General features: G+C 75.5%; 15 protein-coding genes. 4 read left to right on the top strand and 11 right to left on the bottom strand.

Annotation, left to right across the window (positions count from 1 at the left end; all coding sequences use genetic code 11):
- Positions 1-45: 45 nt before the first annotated feature.
- On the top strand, positions 46-255 hold the full coding sequence (locus tag IE329_RS24650) for a hypothetical protein (protein ID WP_190213154.1): 210 nt from the start codon (positions 46-48) through the stop codon (positions 253-255).
- A gap of 73 nt (positions 256-328) precedes the next feature.
- Here the strand turns inward: IE329_RS24650 and IE329_RS24645 are convergent, their stop codons facing one another.
- The 5 genes from IE329_RS24645 to IE329_RS24625 form a co-directional block, all read right to left on the bottom strand.
- The gene (locus IE329_RS24645; protein ID WP_190213153.1) at positions 329-1,546 is read right to left on the bottom strand and encodes a C40 family peptidase; all 1,218 of its coding nucleotides are present in this window, start codon (positions 1,544-1,546) and stop codon (positions 329-331) included.
- A gap of 272 nt (positions 1,547-1,818) precedes the next feature.
- The gene (locus IE329_RS24640; RefSeq protein WP_190213152.1) at positions 1,819-2,274 is read right to left on the bottom strand and encodes a MarR family winged helix-turn-helix transcriptional regulator; all 456 of its coding nucleotides are present in this window, start codon (positions 2,272-2,274) and stop codon (positions 1,819-1,821) included.
- 72 nt (positions 2,275-2,346) lie between these two features.
- On the bottom strand, positions 2,347-2,949 hold the full coding sequence (locus tag IE329_RS24635) for an HAD family hydrolase (RefSeq protein WP_229927727.1): 603 nt from the start codon (positions 2,947-2,949) through the stop codon (positions 2,347-2,349).
- A gap of 295 nt (positions 2,950-3,244) precedes the next feature.
- Positions 3,245-3,655 (bottom strand): VOC family protein, encoded by a 411-nt coding sequence (locus IE329_RS24630; RefSeq protein ID WP_190213150.1) that lies wholly within the window; start codon positions 3,653-3,655, stop codon positions 3,245-3,247.
- A 53-nt stretch (positions 3,656-3,708) separates the two neighbouring features.
- Positions 3,709-4,740, bottom strand: coding sequence for a hypothetical protein (locus tag IE329_RS24625; RefSeq protein ID WP_190213149.1), 1,032 nt, complete (start codon positions 4,738-4,740; stop codon positions 3,709-3,711).
- Between the two features lie 337 nt (positions 4,741-5,077).
- On the opposite strand from IE329_RS24625, the gene IE329_RS24620 reads away from it, so the two are divergent.
- A complete protein-coding gene (locus IE329_RS24620) occupies positions 5,078-8,350 on the top strand; it encodes an AfsR/SARP family transcriptional regulator (protein ID WP_190213148.1) in 3,273 nt (1,090 codons plus the stop codon).
- Between the two features lie 141 nt (positions 8,351-8,491).
- Here the strand turns inward: IE329_RS24620 and IE329_RS24615 are convergent, their stop codons facing one another.
- Positions 8,492-9,019, bottom strand: coding sequence for a DUF2000 domain-containing protein (locus IE329_RS24615; protein WP_190213147.1), 528 nt, complete (start codon positions 9,017-9,019; stop codon positions 8,492-8,494).
- Positions 9,020-9,068: 49 nt separating this feature from the next.
- Here IE329_RS24615 and IE329_RS24610 point away from each other — a divergent pair, with 49 nt between their 5' ends.
- Positions 9,069-9,872 carry a helix-turn-helix domain-containing protein gene (locus IE329_RS24610; protein WP_229927720.1) on the top strand — a complete coding sequence of 268 codons (804 nt, stop codon included), beginning with the start codon at positions 9,069-9,071 and terminating at the stop codon, positions 9,870-9,872.
- 71 nt (positions 9,873-9,943) lie between these two features.
- Positions 9,944-10,987 (top strand): cation diffusion facilitator family transporter, encoded by a 1,044-nt coding sequence (locus IE329_RS24605; protein WP_190213145.1) that lies wholly within the window; start codon positions 9,944-9,946, stop codon positions 10,985-10,987.
- Positions 10,988-11,098: 111 nt separating this feature from the next.
- On the opposite strand, the gene IE329_RS24600 is transcribed toward IE329_RS24605, so the two are convergent.
- From IE329_RS24600 to IE329_RS24580, 5 genes are all read right to left on the bottom strand, one after another.
- The gene (locus IE329_RS24600; RefSeq protein WP_190213144.1) at positions 11,099-11,266 is read right to left on the bottom strand and encodes a hypothetical protein; all 168 of its coding nucleotides are present in this window, start codon (positions 11,264-11,266) and stop codon (positions 11,099-11,101) included.
- A 283-nt stretch (positions 11,267-11,549) separates the two neighbouring features.
- Positions 11,550-12,380 (bottom strand): dimethylargininase, encoded by an 831-nt coding sequence (gene ddaH / locus IE329_RS24595; RefSeq protein WP_190213143.1) that lies wholly within the window; start codon positions 12,378-12,380, stop codon positions 11,550-11,552.
- Positions 12,377-12,967: a GNAT family N-acetyltransferase gene (locus IE329_RS24590; RefSeq protein ID WP_190213142.1), complete on the bottom strand. Its 591-nt coding sequence runs from the start codon at positions 12,965-12,967 to the stop codon at positions 12,377-12,379. Before IE329_RS24590 ends, ddaH begins: the two co-directional genes overlap by 4 nt.
- On the bottom strand, positions 12,964-14,241 hold the full coding sequence (locus tag IE329_RS24585) for an MFS transporter (RefSeq protein WP_190213141.1): 1,278 nt from the start codon (positions 14,239-14,241) through the stop codon (positions 12,964-12,966). The genes IE329_RS24590 and IE329_RS24585 overlap by 4 nt, the downstream gene beginning before the upstream one ends.
- A gap of 4 nt (positions 14,242-14,245) precedes the next feature.
- A partial coding sequence (locus IE329_RS24580; RefSeq protein ID WP_190213140.1) for an AMP-binding protein occupies positions 14,246-16,158 on the bottom strand: 1,913 nt, incomplete at its 5' end.

Below are 16,158 nucleotides of genomic sequence, written 5' to 3'. Positions count from 1 at the left end.
CGGGCCCCTGTTCGGAGGCGGCGCCCGGACCTGCGAGACTGGATCATGACCCTCAACCGCCGCCCGCTGGGGCAGCCCTTCTCCGACCCCGCCTCGGACGACTCCGCACCCGCCGCGCACACCGGGCCGCTGCCCGTCTCGACGGCTCCGGTGTTCCGCCGGCCGCCCGGCACGGAGGAGCCCGTCCCGGCCGCCGTACGGCGACCGCTCGGCGACCGCGACCTGCTGCCCTTCTCCGACGCCGGCCGCCCGTAGGGACGGCCAACGGTGACCGGCCCCGGACGGTGACACCGTCCGGGGCCGGTCACCGGGCACCGGCGGACGGCCGTCAGCAGTCGGGGACGACCGTGCCGTTGTTGTCCTTGGCCACGTCGTTGCCCCACCGGGAGAGGTAGAAGGCCGACACCCACTGACCGCCCGGACCGACGTCCGGATCCGTCTTCAGCCACCAGTGGTTGAAGCTGCTCCCACTGGAGACCTGACGCCCCCAGGCCTTGCAGAACACGTAGTTGGTCCCCTGGTACAGCGTCCCCGTGCTGCTGGTGCTGGTCGGCGACCCGAACACCGGGGCGTTCGCGAAGGTGTCCACCCAGTACTTGGAGGCGGCCGGCGGCGGTGTGGTCGAGCCGCCCGGGCAGTCCGGGATCACGGTGCCGTTGTTGTCCTTGGCCACGTCGTTGCCCCACCGGGAGAGGTAGAAGGCCGACACCCACTGACCGCCCGGACCGACGTCCGGATCCGTCTTCAGCCACCAGTGGTTGAAGCTGCTCCCACTGGCCACCTCACGGCCCCAGGCCTTGCAGAACACGTAGTTGGTCCCCTGGTACAGCGTCCCCGTACTGCTGGTGCTGGTCGGCGACCCGAACACCGGGGCGTTCGCGAAGGTGTCCACCCAGTACTGCCCGCCGCCGGGCGGGTCGGGGGACCCGCCCCCCGGCCCGTAGAGGCGGATCGCGCCGTAGTAGTCACCGTGCGAGGAGAGCGCCGCCACCTGGACGTGGCCGCCGGAGTACGGTGCCTCCGCGATCCAGCCCTGGCCGAGGTACATCGCCACATGATGGATGGTGGAGGCGGTGCTGCCGAAGAACACCAGGTCCCCCGGGAGCAACGGCCCCGTCCCGTCGGCCCGGTAGAACCGGGCGACGGCCCGCGAGGAGGGCCACTGGGTGGTGGTCACCCCGTTGATCACATCGGTGCCCACCGCCAGGTAGTAGGCGTAGCGCACCATGCCGGAGCAGTCCAGGCCCCGGACGTGGCAGTCGTTCGGGGCACCGTTGGACGCGTCGCAGATCCCGTACGACAGCCCGGGCTGCGCGCCGTGCCCGCCGCCCCAGGAGTACGGGGTGCCGATCAGCCCGCAGGCGGAGTTCACGGCGGCGGTGGCCTGCGGCGCGGCGCCGGAGGCGAGCACCCCGCAGGCGGGGGCGGCCCGGGCGGGCTGCGCCCCGGCGAAGAAGACCAGCAGGGAGGCGAACACGGCCAGCAGGGCCGCGTGCCGCAGCATCAGGAGTGCTCGGCGCGGTAACGGGTCGACGCGCGTAGTCATCAGCGAGTCCCGAGGGTCGGCTGCCTGAAGTGGCAGGAGGGAGGGGGGAGTTGATGGCGGCCATTGAAGCAGTGGGAGCCCCGTCCCGATAGGCCCTGGGCCGAAAATCGCGGCACCGGCACGACTGCTTCACAGGCCTGTGGCGACCCCCACCACAGGCCCGGTTCCCATGCCTCGGCGACCACCACAGGAGACCGGGCCCCGCCCGGCGCCGTGGGTCACGCCCCTGCGGGCCGGAGCGTCCGCCGGGCCGTTCGCCCGGCCGGCGGCGGTCAGCCCTCGCCGTCCGCGAAGGGGCCCTCGTCGACGAAGCGGCGCAGGAGGCGGGCGAAGTTCCGGGCGTCGGCCGGCGGCCAGCCGGCGAGCGAGGCGTCGACGGCGTCCGTGAGCCGTCGGCGGGTGGCCGCCACGACGGCGTGGCCGTCGTCGGTGAGGGCGAGCAGGGTGGCGCGGCCGTCCGCGGGGTCGGGCCGGCGCTCCAGCAGGCCCGCCTGCTCCAGGCGGTCGGCGCGCCGGGTCACGGTGGTGCGGTCCAGCCCGATCTCGCGGCCGAGGTCGGCGGCGCTGCGCGGGCCGGCCCGGGCGAGGCCGCTGAGGACGGGGTAGGTGAGGTCGTCGACCGCCTCCCCCAACCCCTCGGTCAGCCGGACGTACAGGCGGGCGCGGGTGCTGCGGCGCAGGAGCAGCCCGAGGGCCTGGGCGATGTCTTGTCCGGTCGAATCCGTCACCCCCACAGATTAGCGTGCCCGGCACACGCTTCGCCGCGGTCGCGGAGGCGCCCGGGGCTCACGTCCGCAGGCCTACCCGTGCGTCAGCCGGCGCTGCTGCGGCGGCGGCACCCGGACCCAGGCCATGCCCGCCGCCTCGGCGGACCGGATCCCGTTGTCGGCGTCCTCGAAGACCAGGCATCGCGCGGGATCCACGCCCAACCGCCGGGCCGCCAGGAGGAACGGGTCCGGGGCGGGCTTGGGCCGCCGGTAGTCGCCGTCGCAGACCAGCACCTCGAACCGGTCGAGGAGTCCCAGCGTGGTCAGCGAGGCCGTCACCGACTCCCGGCTGCTGCCGGACACCACCGCGAACGGGATCCGCCCGTGCGCGTCCTCGATGTGCTCCAGCACGCCGGGCACCGCGGCCAGCTCAGGCAGCATCTCCTGGTAGAGCGCCAGGTGGCGGGCGGCGACGACCGCCACCGGCATGGCCAGTCCCCGCTCGGCGTTGAGGTCGGCGATGATGTCGGGCACCGTTCGCCCGGCCCAGGCGTGGAAGAGGTCCTCGGAGAGCTCGCAGTCCCACTCGCCGAGCGCCTGCCGCCAGGCGACGAAGTGCAGCGGCATGGAGTCGGCGACCGTCCCGTCGCAGTCGAAGAGGTACGCGTCGAACTCACCGGGGGGCAGACTCAGCATCACCGCACCACCGTACAAGGCCCCCCGGCGCGGACCGCCGCCGGTCTCCCCCGCCCCGGCCCGGCCGGCCGCCGGCCACCGCGTGCCGCGCCCCCACCGGGCCCGGGCGCGACCGGCGGGCCGGCCGTGCCTAGGCCGTGTCTGACAATTCCCGCCGGGCGCGCGACGCCGGGCATCCCGCCTGGACGCACGCCCGAATCGCCCGAGTACGGCCAAGTACGAGGACGATGCGGACGCACGCCCAGCCGGGCGCCCAACGCCGCGCGCTGATCCGCCGCGAATTGTCAGACACGGCCTAGGAGTTGGACCACCCGCGGGAGGAGAGCACCAGCAGGTGCCCGTCCGGGTCCCGGAGGGTGACGCCCCACTCGTCCCAGTACGGATTGTGCGCGGGCACCCGGGTGCCGCCGTGCCGCTCCAGGCGTTCGACCAGGGCGGCGGGGACGGGCTCGTCCAGGTAGACCACGAAGAGGTCCTCCGGGCCGGGCGGGGAGGCGGCGGCGAGCTCGGGCGCCCCGACGAGCTCCAGGTGCCAGGCAGCGTCGGGCCAGCCGGCCATCAGCAGCGAGTGGTCGCCCGTGGTGCCCGTCCCCTCGTGCCGGTACAGCACGTCGAGCCCCAGGCCGCCGACCCAGAACCGCTCGGCCGCGGCCAGGTCCAGGGACGGCCGGGCCAGACGGACATGGGACTTCGCGTCGGCCGGCACTGTGGATCCTCTCCTCGACGGGCCCCCAGCCTAACGCGCGCGCCGGCCGGCGCTCACCCGGTGGCGTCCCAGGCGTGCAGCGCCGCGAGCGCCGCGGCGTCCCGCGGCTGGGCGGCGGCCCCGTCCGCCGGGAGCAGGTAGTCGGCGACCGGGGTGAGCAGCAACTCCCCGTGCTCGAACGGGATGCAGCGCGATCCGTCCCAGTCGTCCCGGGTGACGGTGCGGCGCAGCAGCACGCCGTGCCGGGGCCCGGCGGCCCGGCCGGCCCGGGCCGCCGGAGCAGCCGCCCGGCGGCGGAGCTCGGCACCCACCTCGGGCTCCAGGGCCGCGCGGACCCCGGCCAGCGGGCCGAGCGGGACGTGCGCGGCCGCGAGGTCGAGCAGGGCGGCGGCCTCCGGCGCGAGCCGGTAGGCGGCGACCAGGGCGGCCGTCTCCACCGGGTCGAAGGGCAGTTGGGCGAGCATCAGGACGTCGACCACGTCCCGCACCTGGAAGGCCCGCCGCAGACCTTCCTCCGCCAGCGCGATCAGGCACTCGACGTGGTCCTCGGCCACCAGCACCGGGCGGACCGGGACCGCCGCCAGGTCACCGGCGAGGGCCGCGGTACAGAGACCGACCCGGTACCAGGGGTCGACCAGCGGGTCCGCGGCCGGCCAGTCCAGGGTGACGGCGGTGTGCCGGGGGCGGCCGCCGAACACCGTCACGCCGATCTCCTCCACCGGGTGGTCGGCGACCAGCCTCGCCACCGCCCGCCAGAGCGCGGCCTCGCCCGGGGCGACGAGCTCCAGGTCGCCCTGCGGGCGCAGCAGCCCCGACGGGTAGTAGCCGGCCAGCCGCAGCCCCCTGATCGCCCGGACGCCGGTGGACTGCTCCAGCCCGCGGGCGAGTTCGGCGTAGTGCTCGGTCCTGGCCCGGGCCCGGCGCAGCTCCGCGCGGGCCGGCTCGCCCATCCTGACCTCCTCCCGGGCGAGCAGGGAGAGGACGAGGTAGGGCAGTTGGTGGACCGCGCGGGAGGTCCGCAGCAGCTCGGCCGGTCCGGCCTGGCGGTCCACCTCTAGCAGGTCGTACAACAGGTCGGTGTGCATGGCGTCCGCCTCCAGACAGCGTGGTCGATGACCCGTCCGGGTCGCGGGCGACCGGGGCGGCGGCCCGGCTCCGGCGGCCGGTCCGAGGTGCCCGGCGCGGTCGCGGGCGGCGTCGCCGCGTCCCGGCCGGGGCGGTGCCGTTGCGGCGGGCGGGCCCCGGTCGGCTCCACCGACGGTAGTGAGGATGCGTCAACGGTCGATCACAATCTGTTCAACGCCATCTCGACATGTGGCTGTTCGCCCGTGTTTAGTGTGGAGCGCACGGGCGGGGCAGCCGCGTGGGGTGCAGTGGGGTGGGGCAGGGATGGACGACTTCCGGTTTTCGTTACTCGGTCTGATGCGGGCCTATCGGGGCGAGGTCGCGCTGCGCACGGGCAGCCCGCAGCAGCAGGCGATGCTCGCGGTGCTGCTGCTGCGTCCGGGCCGGGCCGCGCGCGCCGACGACCTGATCGACGCCCTCTGGGGGGAGGAGCCGCCGGGCGCCGCGATGACCACCGTCCGGACGTACGCCTGGCGCTGGCGCAAGATCCTGGAGGACGACCGGGCCGCGCCGCACGTGCTGGTCTCGGTCGGCGACGGCTACCGGCTGGTGCTGCCGAAGGACGCGGTGGACACCGCCCGGGCCGAGGAGCTGGCGGCCCGGGCCGAGCGCACGGCCCACGCCGGGCAGCCGGAGCAGGCCCGGGACCTGCTCAACCAGGCGCTGGACCTCTGGCAGGGCGAGCCGCTCGCCGGCATCCCGGGCCCGTTCGCGGAACGGCAGCGCAAGCGGCTGGACGAGCTGCGGCTGGCGCTGCTGGAGGAGCGGATCTCGCTGGACCTCACGCTCGGCCGCTTCGCGCGCTGCATCCCGGAGTTGACGGCGCTCACCGCCGAGTACCCGCTGCACGAGAAGTCCTACGGCCTGCTGATGCAGGCGCTCTACCAGGCCGGCCGGCAGGCCGACGCGCTGGCGGTGTTCCGCGGGGCGCGCCAGCTGTTCCTGGAGGAGCTCGGCGTACCCCCGGGCCTGGAGCTGGAGACGCTGCACCGCCGGATCCTGGAGGGCGACCCCGCGCTGGCGCCCGCGGCCGCGCCGGTCGGGCTCGGCCGGCCGCCGGGCCCGCCCGTGGGCAGACCACCGGGCCAAGGCCCCGCCGGGGCCGGCTCCACCGTCCCGGACGGGCCGGCGCCCCCGCGCAGGGACCGGGCCGAGCCCGGCGCCGCCCCCACCGGCCCGGACGCGGCCGCCCGGGACACGGCCGGCCGGGACTCCGGCGGGCGGACCGACCCGGCGCCGCCCCCGCACCGCCCCCGGCAGCCGGCCGGCGCGGCCCCCAGGCCCGCCCAGCTCCCGCCGGACGCGTCCGACTTCACCGGACGCTCGGCCCTGGTCGAGACCCTCTGCGCCACCCTCGCCGCCCCGGCCCCGCAGGCCCTGGTGATCGCCACCGTGGTCGGGATGGGCGGCGTCGGCAAGACCGCCCTCTCGCTGCACGTCGCCCACCGGATCCGCGACGCCTTCCCGGACGGCCAGCTCTACGCCGACCTGCGCGGCAGCGACGCCGCACCGGCCGAGCCGGAGGCGGTGCTGGCCGGGTTCCTGGCCGCCCTGGGGGCCCCGGCCGAGTCCCTCCCGGAGGGCGTCGAGGCGAGGTCCGCGCTGTTCCGGTCCATGGTGGACGGCCGGCGCCTGCTGCTCGTCCTCGACAACGCCAAGGACACCGCCCAGGTCAGGCCGCTGCTCCCCGGGGCGGTCGGCTGCGCCGTGCTGACCACCAGCCGCACCCGGCTGGGCGGCCTGCCCGCCACCGTGCAGGAGCACCTCGGCGTCTTCCGGCCGGACGAGGCGCTGGACCTGCTCGCCCGGACGATCGGCCCGCAGCGACTGGCCGACGAGCGCGAAGCCGCCCTCGACCTGGTGGTGGCGTGCGGCTACCTGCCGCTGGCGGTCCGGATCGTGGCCGCCCGGCTGGCCGCCCGGCCGTCCTGGACGGTGCAGACCCTCAGCAAGCGGCTGGCCGTCGAGCGGCGCCGGATCGACGAGCTGCGGATCGGTGACCTCGCCGTCGAGGCCGCCTTCGAACTGAGCTACCGCCAGCTCACCGCCGACCAGTCCCGGGCCTTCCGGCTGGCCGCCAGTGTCGACGGGCCGGACATCGGCCTCGCGGCCGCCGCCGCCCTGCTCGACCTGGACGAGTACGACGCCGAGGACCTGTTGGAGTCCCTGGTGGACGTCGCCATGGTGGACTCGCCCTTCCCAGGCCGGTACCGGTACCACGACCTGCTGCGCGCCTTCGCCCGCCGCCGCCCGGAGCACGAGCGGACCGGGGACGGCGGCCCGGCCGGCGCGGCGGCGGCCGGCGCCCCGCACGGTACGGCCGGTCCGGCCGGCCCCGGCGGCGAGTACGTGGCGGCCAGGGACCGGCTGCTCGACCACCAGCTCGCCACCGCCTGCACCGCGTTCCAGCACGTGGTGCCCGGTGACCCGGCGGCCGGCGCGCTCGGCCCGGCCCGCTCCCCCGGGCTCGGCCTGGACAGCCGGGACGACGCCAAGGCCTGGGCCGCGGCCGAGACCCCCGGCGCGGTGGCGCTCGCCGCCCAGGTCGCCGAATGGGCGAAGGCCGTCCCGGCCGCCGCGGACGGGGGCGGAGCAGGCCCGGCCGGGCCGGACGGGGGCGGAGCGGGCCAGGCCGGGCCGGACGAGGCGGCGCAGCCCGTCCGGCTGCCGCTGCGCCGCGCCATCGACCTGCTGATCGCGCTGACGCCGTTCGGCCTGACCCCGCTGAGCCGGCAGTTCGGCTCCGCCGCCGAGGCCCTGGTGGAGGCGGCCGTCCGGCACGGCGACCGGCGGGCCGAGGGCCGGGCCCGCTTCCTGCGGGGCAACATCGCGCTGTCCGCCACGCTGCTCGACCAGGCCGAGGCCGAGGCCCGGCTGGCGGCCGAGGCCTGCCGCGAGACCAGCGACACGGTGATCCTCCGCCAGGCGCTCAACGACCTGGGCCTGATCTGCCAGTACCTGAGCCGCCACGACGAGGCCGTCGGGCACTACGACGAAGCGCTGTCGCTCGCGCGGGCCCTGGGCCACCGGTCGGGGGCGGTGGTGACGACGGTCAACTCGGCGCTGGCCCGGGTGCGCAGCGGCCGGGCGGCCGAGGCGGTGACCATCTGCCACGCCGTCCTGGCGGAGCTGCGGACCAGGCAGGACGACCCGGGCCGGGCCTACACCCTGTACGTGCTCGGGCTGGCGCTGCATTTCCTGGGCCGGCACGAGGAGGCGGTGACCTGGTTCGGCGAGTGCCTCACGGTGTCGACCGACGCGGGGCTCCGGGAGCGGGCCGCCCACGCGCGCTACCGGCTGGCCGACAGCCTGCGCACCCTCGGCCGGACGGCGGAGGCGCTCGACCACGCCGAACGGGCCCTGCTGCTCTGCGAGGAGGTCGGCACCGAACGGGACCAGGCGCAGGCCATGGTGGTGCTGGGCCGGGCGCTGGCCGACCTCGGCCGGGCACCGGAGGCGCGGGCCCGCCTCGAACTGGCCCTCGCCCTGTTCACCCGCCTCGGCCTGCCGGACGCGGACGAGGTGGCCGGGCTGCTGCGCGAGCCCTCGCTGGTGTCGGCCCTACCCTGACCCGGCGTCCGCTCCTTGCTCCACCCGCCCTGACCTGACCTGACCTGGCCCGCCGGCCCCCGACCCGTCGGCCGGGGCCCACCGGCCGGTGGCCGCCCGTCGCGAGGCGGCCACCGGCCCGCTTCGGCGCGGCGCGGGTGCTCAGGGGTGCATCCGCGCGCCCTTCAGCACCTTGTCGACCGCGTTCCGCGGCCCGTACACGGCGATCCCCACCAGGTCGAGCTCGGCCGTGCCGACGGCCCGGACCGCCGCCCGGTTGTCCCGGTCGTTCCCCGTGCCGAACAGGTCCGCGGTGAACAGGGAGGTCGGCAGCGAACGGGACAGCGCACGGCCGTGCGCGGCGGTCACCGTCTCCTTCGAACCCTCGAAGACCAGCACGGGCTGGCGGAACATCGGCAGGTGGACGGTGCCGTCGGCGTCCTCGTACGGCTCGCCGATCACCTCGGGCGACGCCGTGCCGAGTCCGCTGACCAGGAAGGCGGTGACGTTCAGCCGCTGCCAGGACGCCAGGTCGTCGCGGAGCAGCACGGCGATCTTGGTGTCGAAGCGGACGGGGGCGCTCCCGTCCCCCGCCCCGGCCGCGTTCTCGGCTCCGGTAGCGGCTGCGTGCTCGGCTCCGGGCCCGGCTGGGTGCTCGGCCCGGGTGCGGGCCGCGTTCTCGGTTCTCATGCTTCGAGACTGCCGGGTGCGCCCCGGCTCCGTCTTGTACGTTCCTTGCGTGACGCCCCGGCCGGAGATCAGCGCCTGGCGCCCGCCGGTGGCGGGCGTCGTGGAGGTGTTCCACGCCCATTTCACCGAGCACGCGTACCCCATGCACGTCCATGACGCCTGGACCCTGCTGATCGTCGACGAAGGCGTGGTCCGCTACGACCTGGACCGCCACCGGCGCGGCACCCCGGACGACACCGTGAGCCTGCTCCCGCCGCAGGTCCCGCACAACGGCTCGCCCGCCACCCCGCACGGCTTCCGCAAGCGCGTGGTCTACCTGGACCTGACGCAGCTCGACGAGCGGTTCATCGGGCCGGCGGTGGACGCCCCGGACATCATCGACCCCGTCCTGCGCCGGCGCGTCGGACAGTTGCACACCGCCCTCGCCGGCCCGGGCGACGAGTTCGAGGCGGAGAACCGGCTGGCCCTCATCGCCGAGCGGCTGCGCGAGCGGTTGCGCCCCGGGCCGGCCGTCGCCGCCGCGGTGCCCGACCACGGTGTCGCGGGGAGCCTGCGCGACCTCCTCGACGAACGGCTGACCACCGGGATCGCCCTGGCCGAGGCCGCCGCCATGATCCACGCCCACCCCGCGCACCTGGTGCGCGCCTTCAGCGGCGTGTTCGGCATCGCCCCGCACCAGTACCTGGTGTCCCGCCGGGTCGACCTGGCCCGCCGGCTCCTCCTCGACGGACGGCCCCCGGGCGAGGTCGCGACCGCGGCGGGGTTCTACGACCAGTCCCACCTCACCCGGCACTTCAAGCGGGTGGTGGGCACCACGCCGGGCCGGTACGCCGGGCCGGCGCGCTCCGGGTAGCCCGTCCCGCCGCCGTGCCGGACCGGCGCCGCCGCGCGCATGGGTCGCGGCGGACGGGGCAGGGGCCGGGCATGCCGAACACCTCCCCCGCCGCGGGCCCCGCCGTACACCCCGTGGAAGCCGGCCCGCCCGGTACCGGCGACTCCTCCGGGAGCACCGTCACGGTGATCGTCGCCGGGCTGTGCAACCTCGGCATCAGCATCGCCAAAGCGGCGGCCGGTCTGATCGGCGGCTCCGGGGCGATGCTCTCCGAGGCGGCGCACTCGCTGGCCGACACCGTGACCGAGGTGCTGCTCTGGCTCAGCCTCAGGCGCAGCACCCGCCCGGCCGACGACACCCATCCCTTCGGCCACGGTCGTGAGCGCTACGTCTGGGCGCTGCTGGCCTCGTTCGCGACCTTCGTCGGCGGCGCGGTCTTCTCGGTCAACGACGGCGTGCGCACGCTCACCGGCGGCGGCAAGGAGCCGGGCGGCCAGGCGCTCTCGTACCTGGTCCTCGGGGTCGCCTTCGTCCTGGAGTCGGTGTCGCTGGCCCGGACGGTCCGCCAGGTGCGCGGGGAGGCCGGGCAGCTCGGCGTCTCACGGCGCCGCTACCTGCGGCTGACGCCCGACACCGCCGTCAGGGCGGTCTACCTGGAGGACGTCGCCGCGCTGATCGGCCTGTTGCTGGCCTTCGGCGGGCTGCTGTGCTCCCGGCTGACGGGCTCGGAGGTCTGGGACGGCTGCGCCTCGCTGCTGATCGGTGCCCTGCTCGCCCGGGTGGCGGTGGTGCTCGCCCGTGCCAACGGCTCCCTGCTGATCGGCCGCGCCCTGCCGCAGTCCGCGGAGGACCGGATCGCGGGCGCCCTGCGCGAACTGCCGCAGGTGCGCCAGGTGGTGGACCTGGTGACGCTGGTGCACGGCCCGCAGGACATCCTGGTCGCGGCGAAGGTCGCCTTCGAGTCACCCGCGACGGCGCACGATGTCGAGCTGGCCTGCGAACAGGCCGAGCGGGTGATCCGGGCCGCTCTTCCCGCCGTCTCACGGGTCTACCTGGACCCGACACCCGGCCGCCCCGCCGCGGGACAGGACCCCGGGCCTGGGGAGGGGGAGAGCGGGAGCGGGAGCGTGATCTGAACGCCGGGGCCGAACGCCCCGGGGGGACGGCCGCGCTCCGGCGGCCGTGTGCGTGGTGCCGGCCCGGAATCCACCGTGCCGGGGCCGGCGGCCGGTGATCGGCGGCCGGGCTCAGGAGCCGGTGCTGTTCCAGTCCTCCAGGCCCGCGTCCGGGGCCGCGACGACCACCCGGTGGTGCGTCCCTCCGAAGGTCCCCGCCGTGCCGGCCGCGCTGCCGATCGCCATCGCGATGCCGAGGCCCGCCGCGACCAACCGGAGCTTGCTGAATCGGGTCTTCATGACTGGTTACCCCCTGGGAGTGATTCTCCGGCGGCCCTGTTCGCCGCCTCTTCGGTGACACCACTCTGACAAGGGCCGGTCAACGCCGGATCTACGCTTGAGCACCGTTCCCCGGCCGCCGCGTCGATCGAGCCGGGGGCCGGCCGTCGATCCCGTCGACCAGGGCGCTGACCTGCACCGTTCACCGTGGATCGGGGGTGACGGACGAGGTGCCGGGCGGGGCGTCGATCGACGGCCGGCCGACGCCGTCGACCGCGCTCCGCGGGGCCGGCCGCCCGCGGCCTCAGGTGCCCGGCCGGATCTCCAGGGTGCAGCACTTCACGCTGCCACCGCCCTTGAGCAGCTCGGAGAGGTCCACCCCGATCGGCCGGAACCCCCGGCCGCGCAGCTGCGCGGCCAGCCCCGTCGCCGCCTCGGGGAGCACCACGTTCAGTCCGTCGCTCACCGCGTTGAGCCCGAACACCTCCGCGTCGGCCTCGGCCACCAGCAGCGCGTCGGGGAACAGCCGCCGCAGCACCGACCGACTGCCGGGCGAGAAGGCGGCCGGGTGGTACATCACCTCGTCGCCGTCGAGGACGCTCAGCGCGGTGTCCAGGTGGTAGTAGCGCGGGTCGACGAGGTCCAGCCCGACCACCGGGCGGCCGAAGAACTCCTGGGCCTCGCGGTGCCCGGCGGGGGTGCTGCGGAAGCCCCGGCCGGCCAGCACGCAGGTGTCGGTGACCAGGAAGTCGCCCTCGCCCTCGTTCACGTGGACCGGGTCGAGGGTCTCCCGGTAGCCCCGGGCCCGGAACCACTCCAGGTAGGCCGGCCCCTCGGCGGACCGCTCGGCGTTGCGGAACCGGGCGCCCAGCACCCGGCCGTCCACCACGGTGGCCCCGTTCGCCGCGTACACCATGTCGGGCAGCCCGGGCAGCGGCGTGATCTCCTCCACGGTGTGGCCCAAGGCGGTGTAGAGGTCGCGCAGCCGCTCCCACTGGGTGACCGCGAGCGGGCCGTCCACCGGCTTCGCCGGGTCCATCCAGGGGTTGATCGAGTAGGTCACCTCGAAGTGGGTCGGACGGCACATCAGGTAGTGCCGGGGGCGGGCGGTCCGGGGGTGCTGCGGGCGGGTCATGACTCTCCCAGGATCGAGGTGGCGAAGGCCGGTTCGAGCTGGACGCCGTCGTCCCAGGGCGCCAGCTTCTGCAGGTAGATCTCGTCCTGCCAGCGGCCGCCGACGTGCAGGTGGCCGCGCGAGACGCCCACCGTCCGGAAGCCGTTCTTCTCCAGCACCCGCAGCGAGCGGGCGTTGTCCAGGCGGGCGAAGGCGTCCACCCGGTGCAGGCCGAGGTCGTGGAAGGCGATGTCGAGCGCGCTCTCCACCGCGAAGCTCGCGTACCCCCGGCCGCCGTACCGCTGGGCCACCCAGTAGCCGATCGAGCAGCTCCGCAGCGGGCCCATGGCCAGGTTGTTGAGGTTGACCCGCCCGACGATCTCGCCGCCGGCCACGATCACCCAGGCCAGCATCCGGCCGCTCGCGCACTCGCGCAGCGTCGACTCCACCGCCTCGCGCTGGCCGGGGCCGGTGAAGAACTCGTCCGCCTCCTCGGGCTCCCACATCCGCAGGAAGTGGCGGTCGTGCAGGTAGAGGTCGGCGACGGCGGTGCTGTCGGCCGCCCGCAGTGCTCTGATGTCGAGGCTGGTCACAACGGTGTCGGTCATGAGTGCTCCGGGAAGTTCCGCAGGGATCGGATCGGACTGGCCAGCAGGATCAGGCCGGCGGAGAGCAGGACGGCGGACATGATCCAGATCGTGGTCCTGCTGCCCAGGACTCCGCCGAGGTAGCCGCCCAGCAGGGCGCCCACCGGTATCGCGCTGTAGTTGACGGTGGAGGCGCTCGCCCGGATCCGGCCGATCATCTCCGGCGGGCAATAGGTCTGGTAGAAGCTGCCGGCGATCACGTTGCCCGCCACCACCCCGCAGACCGCGACCGACCAGGCGAGCACGCTCACCGGGAGCGGCACCCCCCGGCCGGCGGTCGGCAGCAGCAGGATGAACGGCGCCACCACCAGTTCGCAGACGAGCAGGCCGCGGGCGGTGCCGAAGCGCCGGGCGATCCGGCCGGCCACCGAGGCGCCGACCAGCCCGCCGACGCTCACCACGGCGAACACCAGGCCGACGCCGCCCTGGTCCAGGCCCACGCCGCGGACCAGGAAGACCGTCTGGACGGCCTGGATCCCGTTCAGGGCCAGGTTGCCGACCGCGCCGAAGCAGGCCAGCGTCCGCAGGTACGGGTCACGGACCAGGAACCGCACCCCCTCCCCGATCTCCCGCACGATGCTCTGCCGGGCGGCTCGGGCCGGCGGCTTCTCCCGGGTCTCGATCGCCCCCAGGAAGAGCGCGGAGACCAGGTAGGTCACGGCGTCCAGCAGCATCCCGGTCGCCGCCCCGAACAGCTGCGAGACGACACCCGCGACGCCCGGGCCGGCGATCTCCACCGCCGACTCGCCGGCCCGCAGCTTGACGTTGGCCTCCAGCAGGTCGGGCTTGGCCACCAGCGAGGGCACCACCGCCCCGTACGCGGTGCTGAAGAAGACCTTCACCGCCCCGGTCAGCAGGGCCACCACGACCAGTTGGCCGATGGTGAGCACCCCGAGCCAGCCCGCCACCGGGACGCTCGCGAACAGCACCAGCAGCGCCAGGTCGCAGACCAGCATCACCGTCCGGCGCGGCCAACGGTCCACCCAGGCACCAGCGGTGAGCCCGAGGAACAGCCACGGCAGCCAGGCCGAGGCGGTCAGCAGGCCGACCATGAAGGGGCTCGCCCCCAGCGTCACCACCGCCACCAGGGCCAGCGCGACGTTGCCGACGGCCGTACCCAGGCCGCTGGTCGTCTCGCCGATCCACAGCCGGCGGAAGTCGGGCTCCGCCAGCAGGCCCCACCGCCCCCGGGGCGGCCGCTCCTCGACCTTGGGTTCCACATCGACACGGCTCATCGCTCTACTCCCCAAACTTCTCGGCCAGCACGGACCCGATCCGTGCGATCGGACCCGGCTGCGTCATCGCGCCGTGTTCACAGGCAAGTCGGTACGCTTCGATCCGCCCGCCGACGTAGGGCCGCCAGGCCTCCTCGTACGGCCAGCCGGCGGGCTTGTCGAGGGTGGCGCCGAAGAACACCGCGTCCCCCTCGAAGTGCCCGGGGACGTGCTCGCGCATCACCTTCTCGTTGCCGGCGAAGACGTCGGGCAGGCCCCGGGCCGCCTCGCCGAGCATCGCTTCCAGGTCCGCGAGGCCGCGCGGGTCGGCCGGGTCGTACCCGAGCGAGAGGAGCAGTTCGGCCAGGGTGTCGGCCGGCTCCCCCGCCGGGCCCGCGGCGGGCTCCCCGGGCCGGGCCGGTGCCCCGTCCAGCAGCGCCAACAGGGCCACCTGCTCGCCCTCCTCCTGCAGCCGGACCGCCATCGCGTGCGCCACCACGGCCCCGAAGGACCAGCCCAACAGGTGGTAGGGGCCCTCGGGCCGGACGGACCGGAGCTGCCCGAGGTAGTCCTCCGCGATCTCCGCCACGCTCGCCGGCGCGTCCCCGCGCAGCCCCCGGGCCTGGAGGCCGTAGACCGGGTGGGCGGCGTCCAGGTGGCGGAGCAGGCCGGAGTACACCCAGCTGATCCCCGCCGCCGGATGGACGCAGAACAGCGGTGGCCGGCTGCCCCCGGACCGCAGCGGCAGCAGGACGTCGAGCGCGTCCGGGGCCTCCCCGCCGGTCAGCCGGGCGGCCAGCCCGGCGACCGTCGGGGCCTCGAACACCGCCCGCATCCCGAGGTCGGCGCCGAGCGCCGTCCGGATCCGGCTGAGCAGCTTGGTCGCCAGCAGCGAGTGGCCGCCCAGCTCGAAGAAGTTGTCGTCGATGCCGACCTGCGGCGCCCCGGCCGCGGGCCCGTCGAGGCCGAGCACCTCCGCGAACAGGTCGCGCAGGATGCGCTCCTGGGAGGTCCGCGGTCCGCGCCCCGGCCCGGTCGCCCGCTGCCCGGGCGCCGGCAGCGCCCGGTGGTCGACCTTGCCGTTGGCGTTCAGCGGCAGCGCGTCCAGCAGCAGGACGGCCGAGGGCACCATGTACCCCGGCAGCTGTCGCGCCGCCCAGCGGGTCAGCTCCTCCTCCGGCGGGCCGGCGTCCGCCGCGACCGTGCAGTAGGCGACCAGGCGCCGGTCGCCGGGCCGGTCCTCCCGGGCGACGACCAGCGCCTGCCGGACGTCCGGGTGCCGGGCCAGCACGGCCTCGATCTCGCCGAGTTCGATCCGGAAGCCACGGATCTTCACCTGGTCGTCGGCCCGGCCCAGGTAGTCCAGCACTCCGCCGGAGCGCCACCTGACCAGGTCGCCGGTGCGGTACATCCGCTCGCCCGGGGCGAACGGGCAGGCCACGAAGCGCTCGGCGGTCAGCGCGGACCGGTTCCAGTACCCGCGGGCCAGGCCGGCGCCGGCGATGTACAGCTCGCCCGGCACCCCGGGCGGCACCGGCCGCAGGTGCTCGTCCAGGACGTGCACCCGGGTGTTGTCCAGCGGGGTGCCGATCGGCACCGGGCCGCCGGCGAGGACGGAGCCGTCCAGGGTGTGGCAGGTCGCGGCGGTGGTGATCTCGGTGGGCCCGTAGAGGTTCAGCAGGGTGACGCCCGGCGCCGCCGCGGCGATCCGCCGCACCATCGCCGCCGAGGCGGTGTCCCCGCCGGTGCCGACCGTCCGCAGCCCGGCCAGCGCGCCCGGGTCCTCCTCGGCGACCACGTCGAAGAGTCCCTTGGTCAGGAACAGCGTGCTGACGGCGTGCCGGGCGACCACCTCCCGCAGGACGGCGGGCGAGACCTCCCCCGGCGGGGCGACGACCACGGTGCCGCCGGCGAGCAGGGGCACCCACAGCTCGTAGG

Source organism: Kitasatospora indigofera (assembly GCF_014655955.1).
Lineage (GTDB): Bacteria > Actinomycetota > Actinomycetes > Streptomycetales > Streptomycetaceae > Kitasatospora > Kitasatospora indigofera.
The sequence above is the reverse complement of the archived record's forward strand: the minus strand, read 5'-3'. Positions and strand labels throughout refer to the sequence as shown.

What these genes read in the sequence shown, in the direction of transcription:
- IE329_RS24600 (WP_190213144.1), bottom strand. Translation starts at nt 11,266, where the DNA reads ATGAAGACCCGATTCAGCAAGCTCCGGTTGGTCGCGGCGGGCCTCGGC.
- IE329_RS24645 (WP_190213153.1), bottom strand. Translation starts at nt 1,546, where the DNA reads ATGACTACGCGCGTCGACCCGTTACCGCGCCGAGCACTCCTGATGCTG.
- IE329_RS24605 (WP_190213145.1), top strand. Translation starts at nt 9,944, where the DNA reads ATGCCGAACACCTCCCCCGCCGCGGGCCCCGCCGTACACCCCGTGGAA.
- IE329_RS24635 (WP_229927727.1), bottom strand. Translation starts at nt 2,949, where the DNA reads ATGCTGAGTCTGCCCCCCGGTGAGTTCGACGCGTACCTCTTCGACTGC.
- IE329_RS24625 (WP_190213149.1), bottom strand. Translation starts at nt 4,740, where the DNA reads ATGCACACCGACCTGTTGTACGACCTGCTAGAGGTGGACCGCCAGGCC.
- IE329_RS24615 (WP_190213147.1), bottom strand. Translation starts at nt 9,019, where the DNA reads ATGAGAACCGAGAACGCGGCCCGCACCCGGGCCGAGCACCCAGCCGGG.
- IE329_RS24590 (WP_190213142.1), bottom strand. Translation starts at nt 12,967, where the DNA reads ATGACCGACACCGTTGTGACCAGCCTCGACATCAGAGCACTGCGGGCG.
- IE329_RS24650 (WP_190213154.1), top strand. Translation starts at nt 46, where the DNA reads ATGACCCTCAACCGCCGCCCGCTGGGGCAGCCCTTCTCCGACCCCGCC.
- IE329_RS24620 (WP_190213148.1), top strand. Translation starts at nt 5,078, where the DNA reads ATGCGGGCCTATCGGGGCGAGGTCGCGCTGCGCACGGGCAGCCCGCAG.
- IE329_RS24585 (WP_190213141.1), bottom strand. Translation starts at nt 14,241, where the DNA reads ATGAGCCGTGTCGATGTGGAACCCAAGGTCGAGGAGCGGCCGCCCCGG.
- ddaH (WP_190213143.1), bottom strand. Translation starts at nt 12,380, where the DNA reads ATGACCCGCCCGCAGCACCCCCGGACCGCCCGCCCCCGGCACTACCTG.